17 protein-coding genes are annotated in these 16,407 nt (G+C 71.6%); 13 read left to right on the top strand and 4 right to left on the bottom strand.

Annotated features, from left to right (window positions below):
* The first annotated feature begins 13 nt into the window (after positions 1-13).
* The 3 genes from IE269_RS11865 to IE269_RS11855 all read left to right on the top strand — a co-directional run bounded on the left by IE269_RS11865 (position 14) and on the right by IE269_RS11855 (position 2,442).
* A complete protein-coding gene (locus IE269_RS11865; protein ID WP_189822837.1) occupies positions 14-694 on the top strand; it encodes a response regulator in 681 nt (226 codons plus the stop codon).
* 131 nt (positions 695-825) lie between these two features.
* Complete coding sequence (locus IE269_RS11860; RefSeq protein WP_189822836.1) at positions 826-2,019, top strand: cytochrome P450 family protein; 1,194 nt, start codon at positions 826-828, stop codon at positions 2,017-2,019.
* 3 nt (positions 2,020-2,022) lie between these two features.
* Positions 2,023-2,442, top strand: a complete 420-nt coding sequence (locus tag IE269_RS11855; protein WP_189822835.1) for a PaaI family thioesterase — start codon at positions 2,023-2,025, stop codon at positions 2,440-2,442.
* Here the strand turns inward: IE269_RS11855 and IE269_RS11850 are convergent.
* Both IE269_RS11850 and IE269_RS11845 read right to left on the bottom strand, forming a co-directional pair.
* Positions 2,426-3,352: an alpha/beta fold hydrolase gene (locus tag IE269_RS11850; protein WP_189822834.1), complete on the bottom strand. Its 927-nt coding sequence runs from the start codon at positions 3,350-3,352 to the stop codon at positions 2,426-2,428. The two genes, IE269_RS11855 and IE269_RS11850, sit on opposite strands and share 17 nt — an antisense overlap.
* A gap of 11 nt (positions 3,353-3,363) precedes the next feature.
* Entirely contained in the window at positions 3,364-4,281 is a 918-nt protein-coding gene (locus IE269_RS11845; RefSeq protein WP_189822833.1) for a helix-turn-helix domain-containing protein, read from the bottom strand.
* Between the two features lie 122 nt (positions 4,282-4,403).
* Here IE269_RS11845 and IE269_RS11840 point away from each other — a divergent pair, with 122 nt between their 5' ends.
* Complete coding sequence (locus IE269_RS11840; RefSeq protein WP_189822832.1) at positions 4,404-5,060, top strand: NAD(P)-dependent oxidoreductase; 657 nt, start codon at positions 4,404-4,406, stop codon at positions 5,058-5,060.
* Between the two features lie 24 nt (positions 5,061-5,084).
* On the opposite strand, the gene IE269_RS11835 is transcribed toward IE269_RS11840, so the two are convergent.
* Entirely contained in the window at positions 5,085-6,083 is a 999-nt protein-coding gene (locus IE269_RS11835; protein WP_189822831.1) for a Gfo/Idh/MocA family protein, read from the bottom strand.
* A 114-nt stretch (positions 6,084-6,197) separates the two neighbouring features.
* Here IE269_RS11835 and IE269_RS11830 point away from each other — a divergent pair, with 114 nt between their 5' ends.
* The 9 genes from IE269_RS11830 (at position 6,198) to IE269_RS11790 (ending at position 15,943) form a co-directional block, all read left to right on the top strand.
* On the top strand, positions 6,198-6,962 hold the full coding sequence (locus IE269_RS11830) for a GntR family transcriptional regulator (protein WP_189822830.1): 765 nt from the start codon (positions 6,198-6,200) through the stop codon (positions 6,960-6,962).
* A 163-nt stretch (positions 6,963-7,125) separates the two neighbouring features.
* Positions 7,126-8,145 (top strand): substrate-binding domain-containing protein, encoded by a 1,020-nt coding sequence (locus tag IE269_RS11825; protein WP_189822829.1) that lies wholly within the window; start codon positions 7,126-7,128, stop codon positions 8,143-8,145.
* Positions 8,146-8,255: 110 nt separating this feature from the next.
* Entirely contained in the window at positions 8,256-9,269 is a 1,014-nt protein-coding gene (locus IE269_RS11820) for a sugar ABC transporter substrate-binding protein (RefSeq protein ID WP_229897584.1), read from the top strand.
* The gene (locus IE269_RS11815) at positions 9,266-10,309 is read left to right on the top strand and encodes an ABC transporter permease (RefSeq protein ID WP_189822827.1); all 1,044 of its coding nucleotides are present in this window, start codon (positions 9,266-9,268) and stop codon (positions 10,307-10,309) included. The genes IE269_RS11820 and IE269_RS11815 overlap by 4 nt, the downstream gene beginning before the upstream one ends.
* Positions 10,276-11,160, top strand: a complete 885-nt coding sequence (locus IE269_RS11810; RefSeq protein ID WP_189822826.1) for an ATP-binding cassette domain-containing protein — start codon at positions 10,276-10,278, stop codon at positions 11,158-11,160. The genes IE269_RS11815 and IE269_RS11810 overlap by 34 nt, the downstream gene beginning before the upstream one ends.
* A gap of 224 nt (positions 11,161-11,384) precedes the next feature.
* On the top strand, positions 11,385-12,692 hold the full coding sequence (locus IE269_RS11805; RefSeq protein ID WP_229897583.1) for an ROK family glucokinase: 1,308 nt from the start codon (positions 11,385-11,387) through the stop codon (positions 12,690-12,692).
* The gene (locus tag IE269_RS11800) at positions 12,689-13,315 is read left to right on the top strand and encodes a sugar kinase (protein WP_189822825.1); all 627 of its coding nucleotides are present in this window, start codon (positions 12,689-12,691) and stop codon (positions 13,313-13,315) included. The genes IE269_RS11805 and IE269_RS11800 overlap by 4 nt, the downstream gene beginning before the upstream one ends.
* Positions 13,316-13,406: 91 nt before the next feature.
* A complete protein-coding gene (locus IE269_RS11795) occupies positions 13,407-15,305 on the top strand; it encodes a sensor histidine kinase (RefSeq protein ID WP_189822824.1) in 1,899 nt (632 codons plus the stop codon).
* Positions 15,287-15,943: a response regulator transcription factor gene (locus IE269_RS11790; protein ID WP_189822823.1), complete on the top strand. Its 657-nt coding sequence runs from the start codon at positions 15,287-15,289 to the stop codon at positions 15,941-15,943. The genes IE269_RS11795 and IE269_RS11790 overlap by 19 nt, the downstream gene beginning before the upstream one ends.
* A gap of 40 nt (positions 15,944-15,983) precedes the next feature.
* On the opposite strand, the gene IE269_RS11785 is transcribed toward IE269_RS11790, so the two are convergent.
* Positions 15,984-16,325 carry a hypothetical protein gene (locus IE269_RS11785; protein ID WP_189822822.1) on the bottom strand — a complete coding sequence of 114 codons (342 nt, stop codon included), beginning with the start codon at positions 16,323-16,325 and terminating at the stop codon, positions 15,984-15,986.
* Between the last annotated feature and the right edge of the window lie 82 nt (positions 16,326-16,407).

Here is a 16,407-nt window from a genome sequence, read left to right as displayed (position 1 = left end):
TGCCGGGAGCACCATGACCACCACCCCGATCAGGCTCCTCCTCGTCGACGACGACCCGCTCGTGCGCGCCGGGCTCACCTTCATGCTCGGCGGCGCCGACGACATCGACATCGTCGGCGAGGCCTCCGACGGAGCCCAAGTCCCGCAGGCCGTCGCCGACTTGAAGCCCGACGTCGTCCTGATGGACATCCGGATGCCGGTGGTCGACGGCCTCACCGCCACCGAGGCGCTGCGCGCACAGGACGGCGCCCCCGAAGTCGTCGTCCTCACCACCTTCCACGCCGACGAACAGGTGCTCCGCGCCCTGCGCGTCGGCGCCGCCGGATTCGTCCTCAAGGACACCCCGCCCGCCGAGATCGTCGCAGCCGTACGGCGCGTGGCCGCCGGCGACCCGGTGCTCTCCCCGGCCGTCACCCAGCAACTCATCACCCACGTCGCCGGAACGGGCGGCACCGAGGACCGCAAGGGCCGCGCCCAGACCCGGCTCGACCTGCTCGCCGCACGCGAACGCGAGGTCGCCGTCGCCGTCGGCCGCGGCTGCTCCAACGCCGAGATCGCCGCCGAGCTGTACATGAGCGTCCCCACGGTCAAGACCCACGTCTCGCGCATCCTCGCCAAGCTCGACCTCAACAACCGTGTCCAGATCGCCCTGCTCGCCCACGACGCCGGACTCCTGGACTCCGCCGAGGACTGACACCGGCCGAACGGGACGGCCGCGTAGGCTGAACCGGAGGCCGGACCGAGGGGTCGGCCTCCGGCTCGACGGAGAGCTCGACGGCGGGCTCGACGGAGAGCGCGACGCAGAGCATGACGGAGAGGCGAACCATGGCGATCGTGGACCTGCGGGACGAGACCGAGGCCTTCACGGCGAACCCGTACCCGTACTACGAGAAGCTGCGCGAGGCCGGGCCCGTGCACCACGTCCGCACCGCCGACGTGGAGGAGATGTGGCTGGTCGTCGGGTACGAGGAGGGCCGCAAGGCCCTCGCCGACCCCCGGCTCTCCAAGAACTGGCGCAACTCCGAACTCTGGAACGCGGACCACGCCTCCGCCATGAGCAGCAACATGCTGGAGACGGACCCGCCGCAGCACACCCGGCTGCGCAAGCTCGTCGCCCGCGAGTTCACCTCCCGGCGCGTCGAGGCGATGCGCCCGCGCGTGCAGCAGCTCACCGACGAACTCCTCAACTCGATGATGGAGAAAGGCGGTTCTGGAGCGGAGGCCGATCTGATCGACGCGCTCGCCTTCCCCCTGCCGATGACCGTCATCTGCGAACTCCTCGGCGTTCCCGACCTGGACCGCGACCGCTTCCGCGCCTGGTCCAACGAGGTCGTCTCACCCACCGACACCGAGGTGAGCATCGCCGCCGTGGGCGCGATGGGGGCCTATCTCGTCGAGCTGATCGAGGACAAGCGCTGCTCGCCCGGCGGTGACCTGATGAGCGCCCTCATCAAGACCCGCGACGAGGGCGGCGACCAGCTCTCGCCCGACGAACTCGTCGGCATGGCCTTCCTGTTGCTCGTCGCCGGACACGAGACCACCGTCAACCTGATCTCCAACGGCGTCCGCGCACTGCTCTCCCACCCCGACCAACTCGCCGACCTCCGCGCCGACTTCGACGGCCTGATCGACGGTGCGGTCGAGGAGATGCTCCGCTACGACGGCCCCGTGGAGAACGCCACCTGGCGCTTCACCCGCGAACCCCTGGAGCTGGCCGGGGTTTCCATCCCCGCGGGCAAGCCCGTCCTGGTCTCCCTCGCCTCCGGCGACCGCGACCCCGCCCGCTACCCGGAGCCCGACCGCTTCGACATCCGCCGCGCCCCGCAGGGCCACCTCGCCTTCGGGCACGGCATCCACTTCTGTCTGGGCGCGCCCCTGGCCCGCATGGAGGGCCGCATCGCCATCCGTACGCTGCTGGAGCGCTGCCCCGACCTGGCCCTCGCCCCCGACGCCGGTGCGCTCGACTGGGTGCCCGGACTCCTCATGCGGGGCGTCCGCAAGCTGCCGGTACGGTGGTGATCCATGAGTGAGACCTTCGACCTGACACTGGCTCAGAAGACGCTGGAAGCACAGCCGTTCAGTGTGCTGCTCGGCGCCCGCATCACCGCGTTCGGCGGCGGCGAGGCCGTCCTGGAGCTGGACGCCCGCGACGACCTGCGCCAGCAGAACGGCTTCCTGCACGGCGGCGTCCTGGCCTACGCCGCCGACAACGCCCTCACCTTCGCCGCCGGTTCGGCCGTCGGACCCGCCGTCCTGACCGGCGGCTTCTCCATCCAGTACATCCGCCCCGCCACCGGCCCCACCCTGATCGCCCGCGCCTCCACGGTGCACGCCGGGCGGCGTCAGGCGGTGTGCCGGTGCGAGCTGTACGTCGCGGACGAGGCGGGGGCCGAGACCCTGTGCGCGGTGGCACAGGGCACGGTCCTCACCGTGCAGGCGTAGCTCCTTCCCGCGCAGGCGTGGACAGGCTGCGGAGGAACCCGGCGACCGCGTCCCTGAACCCCGCCGGGTCCTCCGTCCACGGCAGATGCCCCGCCGTCGGCAGCGTGACCCGGGACGCGTCCGGCAGCACCCCGGCCAGCGAGTCGACGGCCGACCCCGGGCGGATGTCCCGAGCCCCGTCGACGATCAGCGTCGGTGCGGCCAACGTGGCGCATTCCTGCCGGAGTTGAGCGAGATCCTGGGAGCGCACCTCCGCGCCCAGCGCCTTGTTCGCCGCGAAGTTGACGCCCCGCCAGGGCGTCGCCATCCGCTCGGCGTGCGCCCGCGCCTGGGTGCGGTCCGGGTCGGCGAAGTCCGCCGACCACTGGAGCACGCACATCTCCCGCTCCTCGGCGGGCGCGAGGGACGTGCGCTCCGTCAACTCCAGCCATCTGGAAAGGCCTTCACCGATGCCCGCACGCAGGTTCCGCTCGTAGGCCGGCTTCCACGAGGAGTCCGCGTCGATGCCCGTGCCCGACACGTACACCAGCGCCGCGACCCGCTCCGGATGCCGCAGCGCGTAGTGCAACGCCAGTCGCGCACCCCAGGAGTGGCCCACCAGAACCATCCGCTCCAGCCCGAAGTGCCGCCGCACGGCGTCGAGATCGGCGACCTGCCGGTCCACCGTGTACGGTCCCGAACGCTCCGACCGGCCGCACCCGCGCTGGTCCCACCGGTGCACGGCAGGCACCCCCGCCCAGTGCAGCAGCGCCGCCACGTCCTCCAGGGTGTCCCACAGCCCCGGCCCGCCGTGACACAGGACAACGCCGGGCGCGGCACCGTCCACCCCCTGTCCCGGTGCGCTCTCCGTCCGCGCCGCCCATATCCGTACACCGTCGTCCGTCTTCACGTACTCCCGCTGTGCGTCCATGAAAGCCGAGGTTAGACGGCCCCGCCGCGTGCCGTCGCACGGAATCCCAACGGGCTCTCCCCGGTGCGCTGGTGGAAGAACTTGCCGAAGTTCGCCGCGTCCCGGAAGCCGAGCAGGGCCGCCACCCGGGACGCGCTGTGGTCGCTGTGCGCCAGCAGCCGCTTGGCCTCCAGCACCACCCGCCGGTCGATGAACTCCTTCGCGCCCACCCCGGCCGCCGACAGCGTCGCCCGGGACAGGGTGCGCGGCGCGTACCCCAGCTCCCGCGCATAGTCGTCCACGCGCCGCGTGCGCGCGAAGTCCCGCTCCACGGCGGCCCGGAAGCGCAGGAACGCGTCCGGGTTGTCGCAGCCCGCCGACGGCTCCCCGGTGTGCGCGAGGCGCAGCAGCAGTACGGCCAGGAGGTGCCGCAGTACGGAGAGGTGGGCGTCCGGCGGGAGTTCCGGGGCGCTCCCCGCGTCCCGCAGCGTCCGGTACTCCGCATGCAGCTGTCCCAGCGCCCGCCCGGCGGCTGCGTCGCCCGCCGCCGAAGGATGCCGCACCGTCGGCCCGAAGGGGTCGTCCAGGCGGGCCGCCGCACTGGTCGCCGGGTCCGGGAACCCCGCCTCGAACAGGACGAGCGTGCCCTCCGCCCCGAACAGGTCGTCCCAGCGGTGCACCTGCCCCGGCCGCACCCACAGCCACTCGCCCGGCAGCACCCGGTACGACGCGAAGTCGACCATCAGGGGGAGAGCACCGCTCTCCACCCGGAGCAGGTGGTGGAAGTCGGGCCGGTGGGTCGCCGAGATCGAGTGCGCGCAGGCGTTCGTGCGCAGCGTCGCCAGGGTCAGCACCTCAAGCCCGGCCGGTGCCCCGCCCGGCGCGTGGAACCTGACCTCGGGGATGCCGGGAGTGCCCGAAGCACCCGGCTGTCGTTTTTTCACCACCATGTGTCCGGAGCGTACCCGGCGCGCACGGCTTTCACCTCCTATGTTGGAAGAGCGACGAAGGGCCGGCAGGTCCGGAATCCGGAAATTCACCATCCCCCAGAAAACCCGGAAGGACCCCCCTCATGGCCAAGATCTCCCTCTTCGGAGCCACCGGCACCATCGGCAGCCGCATCCTGCGCGAGGCCCTCGACCGAGGCCACCACGTCACCGCCGTCGTCCGCGACCCCGCGAAGCTCGGCGAGACCCACCAGAACCTCACCGTGGTCGTCGGCGACATCCTCGACCCGGCCTCCGTCACCGAGGTCGCCAAGGGCCAGGACGTACTGGTCAGCGCGGTCGGCGGCGGTCACGGCGACGGTCCCGGCCACCTCGCCACCGTCGAACCGTCGGCGAAGGCCCTGGTGGGAGGCGTCCGCGCGCTCGGCGACGAGGCCCCGCGCCTGATCATGGTCGGCGGTGCGGGCTCGCTGCGCACTCCCGACGGCAAGCAGGTCTGGGACGCCGAGGGCCTCCCGGAGTTCGTCCTGCAGATCATGCACGCGCACGGCGACGCGCTCGCCTCCCTGCGCACCGTGACCGACGTCCGCTGGACCAGCCTCAGCCCCGCCGCCACCATCGAGCCCGGCGAGCGCACCGGCGTCTACCGCACCGACACCGACAACCTGGTCCTGGACGCCGAGGGCACCAGCCGCATCAGCGCCGAGGACTACGCGGTCGCCCTGATCGACGAGATCGAGCGCCCGCAGCACGTGGGGGAGCGCTTCACGGTCGGCTACTGAGCCCCGACCGGACCTGCCCGGGGCTCACCGTCCCGGGATCTCCTCCAGCCGCACCGCCCGCCCCTCCCGCCGCGACACCTCGCACGCCTCCGCCACCCGCAGCGCCTCCAGCGCCTCCCGCCCGTCGCACGGGTTCGGCCGCAGCCCCCGTACGACGTCCAGGAACGCGTCCAGCTCCGCCTCGTACGCGGGCGCGAACCGCTCCAGGAACCCGGACCAGGGCTTCGCGGGGGCGGGCGGGCCGGACGGGTCGGCGGAGGTGAGCGGCGTCCGGTCGTCCAGGCCGACCGCCAACTGGTCGATCTCACCGGCCAGTTCCATGCGTACGTCATAGCCGGCGCCGTTGCAGCGGGTCGCCGTCGCCGTGGCGAGCGCACCGTCGTCCAGCGTCAGCACCGCGGCGGCCGTCGCCACGTCGTCCGCCGCCGCGAACATCTCGGGACCGGCCGCCGACCCGACCGCGTACACCTGCACCACCTCACGCCCGGTCACCCAGCGCAGGATGTCGAAGTCGTGCACCAGGCAGTCCCGGTAGAGGCCGCCGGAGAGCGGCAGGTACGCGGCGGGCGGCGGCGCGGCGTCCGAGGAGACCGTACGGATCGTGTGCAGCCGCCCCAGTTCCCCGGCGCGCACCCGGGCCCGCGCCACCGTGTACCCGGCGTCGAAGCGGCGCATGAAGCCGAGTTGGAGCACCGTGCCCGCCGCCTCCACTTGGCGCAGCGCCTCCAGGGTGCCCGGCAGGTCGACGGCGATCGGCTTCTCGCAGAACACCGGCAGCCCGGCCCGGGCAGCCCGGCCGATCAGCTCCGCGTGCGCGGCCGTCGCCGACGCGATCACCAGCGCGTCAAGGCCGCTCAACAGGTCCTCCGCCGGGGTGAATTCGGCCCCCACCCGTGTGGCCACCTCCGCCGCCCGCCCCGCGTCCGCGTCCGCCAGCACCAGCGAGCCCACCGACGGATGCCGGGACAGCACCTCGGCGTGGAAGGAACCGATGCGGCCCGTGCCCATGAGTCCGATACGCATGCTGCCCAGCCGACAACAGCCCCCGGACCCTGTCAAGGACTTTGTCCTGACAACAGGACGTACGGACAACGGGACTTGGTGACGCGCCGACGCCCCGGGACTACGCTCACCCCCGTGCCGAAACCAGCGACCGACCCCACCGTCGCCCTGCGACTCGGCGTGGACCGCAGCAGTCCGGTCCCGCTCTACTTCCAGCTCTCCCAGCAGCTCGAAGCCGCCATCGAGAAGGGGCGGCTCTCGCCCGGCAGCCGCCTGGGCAACGAGGTCGAGCTGGCCGCCCGCCTCGGCCTCTCCCGCCCCACCGTCCGCCAGGCCATCCAGTCCCTCGTCGACAAGGGCCTCCTGGTGCGGCGCAGGGGAGTGGGCACCCAGGTCGTGCACAGCCAGGTCAGACGCCCGCTCGCCCTCAGCAGCCTGTACGACGACCTGGCGGCGGCCGGCCAGCGCCCCACCACCCTCGTCCTGCACAACACCGTCGAGCCCGCCGCCCCGGCCGTCGCCGCCGCGCTCGACGTCGCCGAAGGCACCGAGGTGCACCGCATCGACCGTCTGCGCTCGGCGCACGGCGAGCCCATGGCGTACCTCCGCAACCACCTCCCGCTCGGCCTGCTGGACCTCGACAGCGCGGAGCTGGAGTCCACGGGCCTCTACCGGGTGATGCGGGCCGCCGGGATCACCCTGCACAGCGCCCGCCAGTCCGTCGGCGCGCGGGCGGCGGGGGCGGCGGAGGGCAAGCTCCTCGGCGAGGACACGGGAGCGCCGCTGCTCACCATGGAGCGGCGGACCTTCGACGGGACGGGGCGCGCGGTGGAGTTCGGCTCGCACCTGTACCGGGCGTCCCGGTACTCCTTCGACTTCCAGCTGCTCGTACGGACGTGACATACGACGGATGAGACATACGGCCGTGTCGTACGGCCGTCACGTACGGACGTGACGTGTGCACCTGGCGAATGTCCGGACAAACCATTGACGCCGTCGCACACCCCCCGTTAGAACACCCCCAGCCGCAACCGGGCGGCGGGGGACACGAGGCGGACCCACGATGCGTACCACTCGTACGGCACGTCGCAAGGCGGCACTCCTGACCGCGGCAGGACTGTCGGCGGCACTCGCCCTCACCGGATGCAGCGGCTCCGGCGGGAAGAGTTCCGAAGAGAAACCGACCCAGGCCCAGGGTGCGGGCGGCAAGGCCGCCGACACCCCCCGCATCAAGATCGCGATGATCACCCACTCCGGCGAGGGCGACACCTTCTGGGACATCGTGCAGAGCGGCGCCAAGGCCGCCGCCGCCAAGGACAACGTCGAGTTCCTCTACTCGGCCAACAAGGAGGGCAAGGAGCAGGCCTCCCTGATCGAGGCGGCCATCGACCAGAAGGTCCAGGGCATCGTCGTCACCCTCGCCAAGCCCGAGGCGGTCGTGGCGGCCGTGAAGAAGGCCGTCGCGGCCGGCATCCCCGTCGTCACCATCAACTCCGGCAGTCAGCACTCGAAGGCCCTCGGGGCGCTCAGTCACATCGGCCAGGACGAGGCCGTCGCCGGTGAGGGCGTCGGCGAGGAGCTCAACACGCGCGGAAAGAAGAAGGCCCTCTGCGTCATCCACGAACAGGGCAACGTCTCCCTGGAGGAACGCTGCGCGGGCGTCAAGAAGACCTTCAAGGGCAGCGTCGAGAACCTCAACGTCGAGGGCACCAACATGCCCTCCACCACCTCCTCCATCGAGGCCAAGCTCCAGGCGACCAAGGACATCGACGTCGTCGTCACCCTCGGTGCACCGTTCGCGGACGCAACGGTGAAGGCCAAGGAGGGCGCGGGCAGTAAGGCCGAGGTCGACACCTTCGACCTCAACGCGGCCGTCGTGAAGAGCCTCAAGTCCAAGGCGGTCGGCTTCGCCGTCGACCAGCAGCCGTACCTCCAGGGCTACCTCGCCATCGACGAAATCTGGCTGAATCGCACCAATGGGAACGTCCTGGGCGGGGGCAAACCGGTCCTCACCGGACCCGCGATCGTCACCGAGAAGGACGTACCCGCGCTGGAGAAATACACCGCCCGCGGCACCCGATGACACACCCGCCGACCACACGACGGACCCCCATGCCGGATACTTGGGCGGCCGGGGTCTGGCTCAATACCCCCCGGCCGCACCCAGGAGTACAGCGAGAAGGGCACGACGTCGTGGCAAGGGTTCGGACAGGGGTACGCGCGCTCGGCGCAGTGCTGGCGGCGGTGCTCGGGGCTTCCCTCACCGGTTGCAGCAGCACAGGCGGCAAGCGGGCCGAGGAGCGTGCGGCCGCGGCCGCCGCCCAGGGCAAGGCCGCGGTGAACACCCCTCGGTGGACCTTCGCCATGGTCACCCACTCGGGTGCGGGCGACACGTTCTGGGACATCGTGCAGAACGGCGCCAAGCAGGCCGCCGTCAAGGACAACATCGACTTCCTCTACGCGAACAACGCGGAGGCCCAGCAGCAGGCCCAGCTGGTCGACACGTACATCGACAAGAAGGTCGACGGGCTGATCGTCACGCTCGCCAAGCCGGACGCCATGAAGGATGTCCTGACAAAGGCGAAGAAGGCCGGGATCCCGGTGGTGACGATCAACTCCGGCACCGAGGAGTCCAAGGCCTTCGGCGCGCTCACCCACATCGGCCAGGACGAGACCATCGCCGGTGAGGCCGTCGGCGAGGAGCTGACCAAGCGCTCCAAGAAGAAGGCCCTGTGCGTGCTGCACGAGCGGGGCAACGTCGGCCACGAGCAGCGCTGCGAGGGCGTGAAGAAGTCCTTCAAGGGCACGGTCGAGAACCTCTACGTCGACGGCACCAACATGCCCGACGTCCAGGCGTCCATCGAGGCCAAGCTCCAGACCGCCAAGGACATCGACTCCGTCGTCACCCTCGGCGCGCCCTTCGCCGACGCCGCCGTGCAGGCCAAGCAGCAGGCCGGCAGCGAGGCCGAGATCGACACCTTCGACCTCAACGCCAAGGTCGCCGACTCCCTCGACGCGGGCACGCTCGGCTTCGCCGTCGACCAGCAGCCGTACCTCCAGGGCTACGAGGCCGTCGACCTGCTCTGGCTCTACCGCTACAACGCGGACATGCTCGGCGGCGGCAAGCCCGTCCTGACCGGCCCGCAGATCATCACCAAGGACGACGCGGCCGAGCTGAAGGCGTACACGAAGCGGGGGACCCGATGACAGCGACCGCACCACAAGCCGAGCACGACGAACGGCTGATCCGCACCTCGCCGCTGCGCAAGCTGATGGGCCGCCCGGAACTGGGGTCCATCGTCGGCGCGATCGCGGTCTTCCTGTTCTTCTCGATCGCCGCCGACAGCTTCCTGCGCGCCTCCAGCTTCGGCACCGTCCTGTACGCGGCGTCGACGATCGGCATCATGGCCGTCCCCGTGGCCCTGCTGATGATCGGCGGCGAGTTCGACCTGTCGGCCGGCGTCATGGTGACCAGCTCCGCGCTGATCTCCTCGATGTTCAGCTACCAGATGACCGCCAACGTCTGGGTCGGCGTCTTCGTGTCGCTGCTGGTCACGCTGCTGATCGGGGTCTTCAACGGCTTCATGCTGACCCGCACCAAACTCCCGAGCTTCATCATCACGCTCGGTACGTTCCTGATGCTGACCGGCCTGAACCTCGGCCTCACCAAGCTCATCAGCGGCACCGTCTCCACCAAGGGCATCGGCGACATGGAGGGCTTCGAGGCCGCCAAGGCCGTCTTCGCCTCGCAGATCACCATCGGCTCGGTGAACCTCAAGGTCACCATCCTGTGGTGGTTCGTACTGATCGCCCTGGCCACCTGGATCCTGCTGCGCACCCGCGCCGGGAACTGGATCTTCGCCGTCGGCGGCGAGAAGGACGCCGCCCGCGCCACCGGCGTCCCGGTCAACAAGACCCGCATCGGCCTCTACATGGGCGTCGCCTTCGCCGCCTGGGTATCGGGCCAGCACCTGCTCTTCTCGTACGACGTCGTGCAGTCCGGCGAGGGCGTCGGCAACGAGCTGACGTACATCATCGCGGCCGTCATCGGCGGCTGTCTGATCACCGGCGGCTACGGCTCCGCCATCGGCTCGGCGGTCGGCGCGTTCATCTTCGGCATGACGAGCAAGGGCATCGTCTACGCCGAGTGGAACCCGGACTGGTTCAAGTTCTTCCTCGGAGCGATGCTCCTTCTGGCCACCCTGCTCAACGCATGGGTACGCAAGCGCGCGGAGGCACGGTCATGAGCACAGCCGCACAGAGCGCAGCGCCCCTCGTCCAGCTCGACGACGTCTCGAAGTTCTACGGCAACATCAAGGCCCTCGAGGGCGTCTCCCTGGAGGTCCACGCGGGCGAGATCACCTGTGTGCTGGGCGACAACGGCGCGGGCAAGTCCACCCTCATCAAGATCATCGCCGGGCTGCACCAGCACGACGCGGGCACCTTCCGCATCGAGGGCGAGGAGACCACCCTGGTCAACCCGCGCGACGCCCTCGACCGGGGCATCGCCACCGTCTTCCAGGACCTCGCGGTCGTCCCGCTGATGCCCGTCTGGCGGAACTTCTTCCTCGGCTCCGAGCCCACCAGGGGCCGCGGCCCCTTCCGCCGCCTCGATGTGCAGTACATGCGCGAGACCACCCGGTCCGAGCTGCTGCGCATGGGCATCGACCTGCGCGACGTCGACCAGCCCATCGGCACCCTCTCCGGCGGCGAGCGCCAGTGCGTCGCCATCGCCCGCGCGGTGCACTTCGGCGCCAAGGTCCTCGTCCTCGACGAGCCGACGGCCGCCCTCGGCGTGAAGCAGTCGGGCGTGGTCCTCAAGTACGTCGCCGCCGCCCGCGACGCGGGCCTGGGTGTCGTGCTCATCACACACAACCCGCACCACGCCTACCTCGTCGGCGACCGCTTCGTCCTCCTCAAGCGGGGGGCCATGTCCGGCAGCAGTACGAAGCAGGACACCACCCTCGACGAGCTGACCCGGCAGATGGCCGGAGGCAGCGAACTGGACGAGCTGAGCCACGAACTGGAGCGGGCCCCCGCACCGGCCCAGATCGGCGGACACACCGTCGCACCCGGGGACGACAAGCCCTCGTCATAACCTCCGCGGCGCCGTCCGGGAGCCCCTGCGCCGGGCCCCCGGACGCACGCCCGGACAGGTTCCTTATGCCCATGGATGGCAGAATCGGCGGCGGCGGGCGCCGTCCGCCGCCGGCGCCATCGGCCCAGCCCCGAGCCCCCGGCTCCCCGACACCCCGCAGGGACGACCCCCCTCGTGCGTTCCCCCCGCCCCTCCCGGACGCCCCACGCGGAAGGCTCCCGATCATGAGCAGCAGCTACCGCGACTTCGCGAACCGCGGCACCGCCCGCGCCACCGTCCTGCGCACCGTCGGCCCCCGTGAGCGCCGCTCCCACCTGACCGCCCCCCGCGTGCCCACCGTCGGTATCGACATCGGCGGTACGAAGGTCATGGCGGGCGTCGTGGACGCCGACGGCAACATCCTGGAGACACTGCGCACCGAGACGCCGGACAAGTCCAAGAGCCCCAAGGTCGTCGAGGACACCATCGTCGAACTGGTCCTGGACCTCTCCGACCGGCACGACGTCCACGCGGTGGGCATCGGCGCGGCCGGCTGGGTCGACGCGGACCGCAACAAGGTCCTCTTCGCCCCCCACCTGGCCTGGCGCAACGAGCCCCTGCGCGACGCCGTCTCCTCCCGCCTCGCGGTCCCCGTCCTCGTCGACAACGACGCCAACACCGCCGCCTGGGCGGAGTGGCGCTTCGGCGCCGGACGCGGCGAGGACCACCTCGTCATGATCACCCTCGGTACCGGCATCGGCGGGGCCATCCTCGAAGACGGCCAGGTCAAGCGGGGCGAGTACGGTGTCGCGGGCGAATTCGGGCACATGCAGGTCGTCCCCGGCGGCCACCGCTGCCCGTGCGGAAACCGGGGCTGCTGGGAGCAGTACAGCTCCGGCAACGCCCTCGTCCGCGAGGCCCGCGAGCTGGCCGCCGCCGACTCCCCGGTCGCCTACCACCTCATCGAGCGCGTCGGCGGCAACGTCCACGAGATCACCGGACCGCTCATCACCGAGCTGGCCCGCGGCGGCGACGCCATGTGCGTCGAACTCCTCCAGGACATCGGCCAGTGGCTCGGCGTCGGCATCGCCAACCTCGCCGCCGCCCTCGACCCGTCCTGCTTCGTCATCGGTGGCGGCGTCAGCGCCGCCGACGACCTCCTCATCGGCCCCGCCCGGGACGCCTTCCGCCGCCATCTCACCGGGCGCGGCTACCGCCCCGAGGCCCGCATCGCCAAGGCGCAGCTGGGCCCCGAGGCCGGCATGGTGGGGGCCGCCGACCTCGCCCGCCTCGTCGCCCGCCGTTTCCGGCGCGCGAACCGCCGCAGGGTCGAGCGCCACGAGCGGTACGAGCGCTACGCCCAGGCCCTGCGGACCGCCACCACCCCGTCCGCCGCCAGCACCCCGGCCGCCACCGCCCCGGCCGCCGCCGTCGCGCCGGGCGGCCCGGAACGTACCGTGGAAACGGAACGTACGGTGGAAGGGCAAGCACCCTCCCCCGACACCGCACCCCGCTCCGACCGCGCCGAGAACGCCCAGGGAACCACCGAATGACGTCAGCGATTCCGCGCCAGAGCCCCACCCAGGACGCCCCCGGCGGCCCCGGGCGCGGCGGCAAGGGCACCAAGGGCTACAAGAAGGACAAGCCGCCGGAGAGCCGCCGGCACGTCATCGTGCGCCGCAGCCTCACCCTGGCCATCATCGTGATGCTCATCGGTATCCCGGCCGGATACCTCCTGGTCTCCGCCGAGCAGAGCCGCCAGGGCGGTGTCAACAAGGAGCGCGAGGCCGCCAACGCCGGACTCACCGTCGGCTGGCCCTCCCAGGTGCAGCGGCGCATCTACCACCTGCCGATCCCGCTGATGGCGCAGAACCTCGCCTACTACGAGACCAACAACTGGAAGACCAACCGGCTGCACGTCCGGTTCGCCACCACCCCCGCCGACCTGGACCTCTTCCTGAAGCAGATGGGCGCCTCAACCGCCGCCCTCAAGGAGGGCGAGGTGACCATCAGCCCGCACGACCAAGCCACCGTCGGCTGGGTCTTCACCCCGCGCCGCAAGTGGTCGGGCCTGACCTACGAGCAGAAGAGCCCGCTGCCCACCGTGGACATCACGGTCGACCGCACGATCCCCCAGCGCCCCTGGGTGTACGCGGTCTCCACGGCCACCCCCTGAGCCGACCCGCCCGCCGTCCCCTCAAGAGCCCTTGCCCTGATCGGTATCGTGGCTCTGCGCGCGGGGGGCGCCGCAGGTACGGGGGAGAGCGATGGGCAAGGGGCACGTGCGGGCGCCCTTGCGCGGCCTCGTGCTGTTCGGCCTGGGCCTGGGGGCCGTTCCGATGCTGGCCGCCGTCGTCCTCGGCGTCCTGTGCGGAATCCAGTCGCTCGCCGAGGGCTACCGCACCCCCCTCAACCGCTACCGCGCCCTGGTCGGCCGGTGGTGCGCGGTCGACATCCCCGTGCCCTACCAGCCCCCGCCACCCCCGCCCGAACCCGAGCACGACGGCCTGTACCGGCACAAGAACCGGCTGTACGAGACGCCCAGGAAGCCCTCCCACGAACGGCGTTGGGCCTGGCTCGCCCGGGACCCGGCCACCCCCCGCGACCTGCTCTGGATGATCGCCGGCCCCCTCGTCGGCAGCGTCACGGCACTGCTCCCGCCCGCCCTGGTCGCGGCCGGGGCCGCCCTGGTGTGGCTGCGGCCGGGGCACCCCGCGCTCACCGTCCCGGTGGCCGCGGCCACCGTACTGGCGGGCTTCGGCTCCGGGCCGTCGCTGCTGCACCTGCACGGCCGCTTCACCCGCCAACTCCTCGCCCCCGCAGCCGACTCCGGCGTACGCCGTGCGCTCGTCCGGATCGGCCGCGGCGGGCGCGCCACCTGGCGGCTGGCCCTGACCGCCGGTGTCGCGTTCGCCGAACTGACCGCCGCACTCGTGCACCTGCTGGCGATGTTCCCCCTCCTGCTGTGGACCTGGCCGACCGTGCTGAGCGCGGGCCGCCAGCTCACCTCCTGGCGCCGCCGGCAGATCCAGGAGTGGACCGGCATCCGCATCGACCACCCCTACCCGCCCGCCCCGGCGCTGCCACCGCCCCGGCCCGGCGGTACGTACCGGATCGGCCGCACCCTCCACCGCTCCCCGGAGTCGGCACTGCGCTCCCTGCGCCTGCGCGGGCACGTGAAGGACCCGGCCACCTGGCGCGACCTGCTGTGGCTCCTGCTCGACCCGCCGGTCGCCGTGCTGCTCGCCGCCGTGCCCGTCGTCCTCACCGCCTACTGCTTCTTCGGCCTGGTCTGGTCCTGGGCCTGGGCCTCGCTCCTCCAGCTCTTCGTCGCCTTCGACACGTTCGACCGCTGGCCCCTGCTGCCCGACGACACCCCCGTCCTCGCCGAGCACCCGGCCGCCTTCGCCCCTCTGATCGGCCTGGCCGGCACCCTCGCCGGATGCCTGCTCGCCCCGCCGCTGCTGCGCCTGCACGGCCTGTGGAGCCGCCTGCTGCTCGGGCCGACCAGGTCCGCGCTGCTGGGCCGCCGGGTGGACCGGCTCACCGAGACCCGCACCGAGGCCCAGGAGACGCTCTCCGCCGAACTGCGCCGCATCGAACGGGACCTGCACGACGGGGCCCAGGCCCAATGGGTCGCGATGGGCATGAGCCTCGGCGCCATCGAGGCCCTCATCGCACGCGACCCGGACGCCGCCAGGACCCTGGTCCGGACCGCCCAGGAGTCCGCCGCGCGGGCACTCGTGGAACTGCGCCACCTGATCCGCGGCATCAACCCGCCGGTCCTCGCCGAACGCGGCCTCGCCGACGCCGTCCGCAGCCTCGCCCTGGACTCGCCGCTGTCCGTCACCCTGCGCACGGACCTGCCCGGCCGTCCCGAACGCCCCGTGGAGGCCGCCGCCTACTTCGCGGTGTCCGAACTGCTCACCAACGTCTCCAAACACACCGAGGCGGCCCGGGTGCGCATCGACGTGACCCACCGTGCACAACGTCTGCGCATCGACGTCACCGACAGCGGACCCGGCGGCGCCGACCCGTCCAGAGGCAGCGGGCTGCGCGGCGTGCAGCGACGCCTCGCCACCTTCGACGGAACCCTCGCCGTGACCAGCCCACCCGGCGGCCCCACCACAGTCACCCTGGAGATCCCGTGCGTGTTGTCCTCGTAGAGGACCTCTACCTCCTGCGCGAAGGCCTGACCCACCTGCTCACCGCACACGGCTTCGACGTCGTCGCCGCGGTCCAGACCGGTCCCGAGCTGCTCGACGCCGTCCACGAACACCGGCCCGACCTCGCGATCGTGGACGTACGGCTGCCGCCCACCTTCACCGACGAAGGCCTCCAGGCGGCCCACGAGGCCCGCCGCCGCATCCCCGGCCTGCCCGTCCTCGTGCTCTCCCAGCACGTGGAGCAGCTCTACGCCCGCGAGTTGCTCGCCGACGGCACCGGCGCCATCGGCTACCTGCTGAAGGACCGCGTCTTCAACGCCGCGCAGTTCGTCGACGCGCTGCGCCGGGTCGCCGAGGGCGGCACCGCGATGGACCCGGAGGTCATCTCCAAGCTCGTGGCGGGCAACGCCCACCAGGAACCACTGGGCACCTTGACCGCACGGGAGAGGGAAGTCCTGGAACTCATGGCCGAGGGCTGCTCCAACGCGGCGGTCGCGCACCGCCTGCACCTCAGCGAGGGCGCGGTCAGCAAACACATCGCCGGCGTCTTCGGCAAGCTCGGCCTCCCCACCTCCCACGACACCAACCGCCGGGTCCTGGCCGTGCTCGCCTACCTCAACAGCGCCGGCCTGGACTGACGGACGTACGGGGTGCCCCGGGGGTCCGTCCGCGCCGTGGTCAGGTGCAGACCTCTTTCAGCACCTTGATGTTGGACGCCGTCTGCTTGACCCACGCCGCGACCCGGCCGAAGTCGCGGGCGGCCTCCACGCGGGCCATGCCGTACTGGTGCGCCACCTCGCGGATGGCCTTCGCGGCATCACGGTCCCGCACGTGCTCGGACAGCTTGCGCAGATCCTCGCCCTTCTTCTCGTAGTCCTCCGCCTTCTTGGGATCCGGCACGAGCTCGACCAGCCGGAGCGCCTTGACGCAGGCGGAAGCCTTGTCCTTGACGTCGGAGACACCGGAGGACGCCTTGTCGGACTTTCTCTCGTCGTCGCATCCCGCGGTGAGCAGTACCACCGCGAACAAGGGAACGCAGACACGGGCCTTTCCACGGAACACAGAAGTCATCCAATCGAGTGGCCGACCGCCAACAGTTTGA

The organism is Streptomyces spiroverticillatus (assembly GCA_014650415.1).
Taxonomy (GTDB): domain Bacteria; phylum Actinomycetota; class Actinomycetes; order Streptomycetales; family Streptomycetaceae; genus Streptomyces; species Streptomyces spiroverticillatus.
Note: the sequence above shows the minus strand (reverse complement) of the source record. Positions and strands in the feature narration are given on the sequence as shown.

Coding starts and splice junctions, on each gene's coding strand:
- IE269_RS11865 (WP_189822837.1), top strand. CDS start 14: ATGACCACCACCCCGATCAGGCTCCTCCTCGTCGACGACGACCCGCTC.
- IE269_RS11850 (WP_189822834.1), bottom strand. CDS start 3,352: ATGGACGCACAGCGGGAGTACGTGAAGACGGACGACGGTGTACGGATA.
- IE269_RS11800 (WP_189822825.1), top strand. CDS start 12,689: ATGACGTCAGCGATTCCGCGCCAGAGCCCCACCCAGGACGCCCCCGGC.
- IE269_RS11860 (WP_189822836.1), top strand. CDS start 826: ATGGCGATCGTGGACCTGCGGGACGAGACCGAGGCCTTCACGGCGAAC.
- IE269_RS11810 (WP_189822826.1), top strand. CDS start 10,276: ATGGGTACGCAAGCGCGCGGAGGCACGGTCATGAGCACAGCCGCACAG.
- IE269_RS11825 (WP_189822829.1), top strand. CDS start 7,126: ATGCGTACCACTCGTACGGCACGTCGCAAGGCGGCACTCCTGACCGCG.
- IE269_RS11855 (WP_189822835.1), top strand. CDS start 2,023: ATGAGTGAGACCTTCGACCTGACACTGGCTCAGAAGACGCTGGAAGCA.
- IE269_RS11835 (WP_189822831.1), bottom strand. CDS start 6,083: ATGCGTATCGGACTCATGGGCACGGGCCGCATCGGTTCCTTCCACGCC.
- IE269_RS11840 (WP_189822832.1), top strand. CDS start 4,404: ATGGCCAAGATCTCCCTCTTCGGAGCCACCGGCACCATCGGCAGCCGC.
- IE269_RS11795 (WP_189822824.1), top strand. CDS start 13,407: ATGGGCAAGGGGCACGTGCGGGCGCCCTTGCGCGGCCTCGTGCTGTTC.
- IE269_RS11815 (WP_189822827.1), top strand. CDS start 9,266: ATGACAGCGACCGCACCACAAGCCGAGCACGACGAACGGCTGATCCGC.
- IE269_RS11845 (WP_189822833.1), bottom strand. CDS start 4,281: ATGGTGGTGAAAAAACGACAGCCGGGTGCTTCGGGCACTCCCGGCATC.
- IE269_RS11805 (WP_229897583.1), top strand. CDS start 11,385: ATGAGCAGCAGCTACCGCGACTTCGCGAACCGCGGCACCGCCCGCGCC.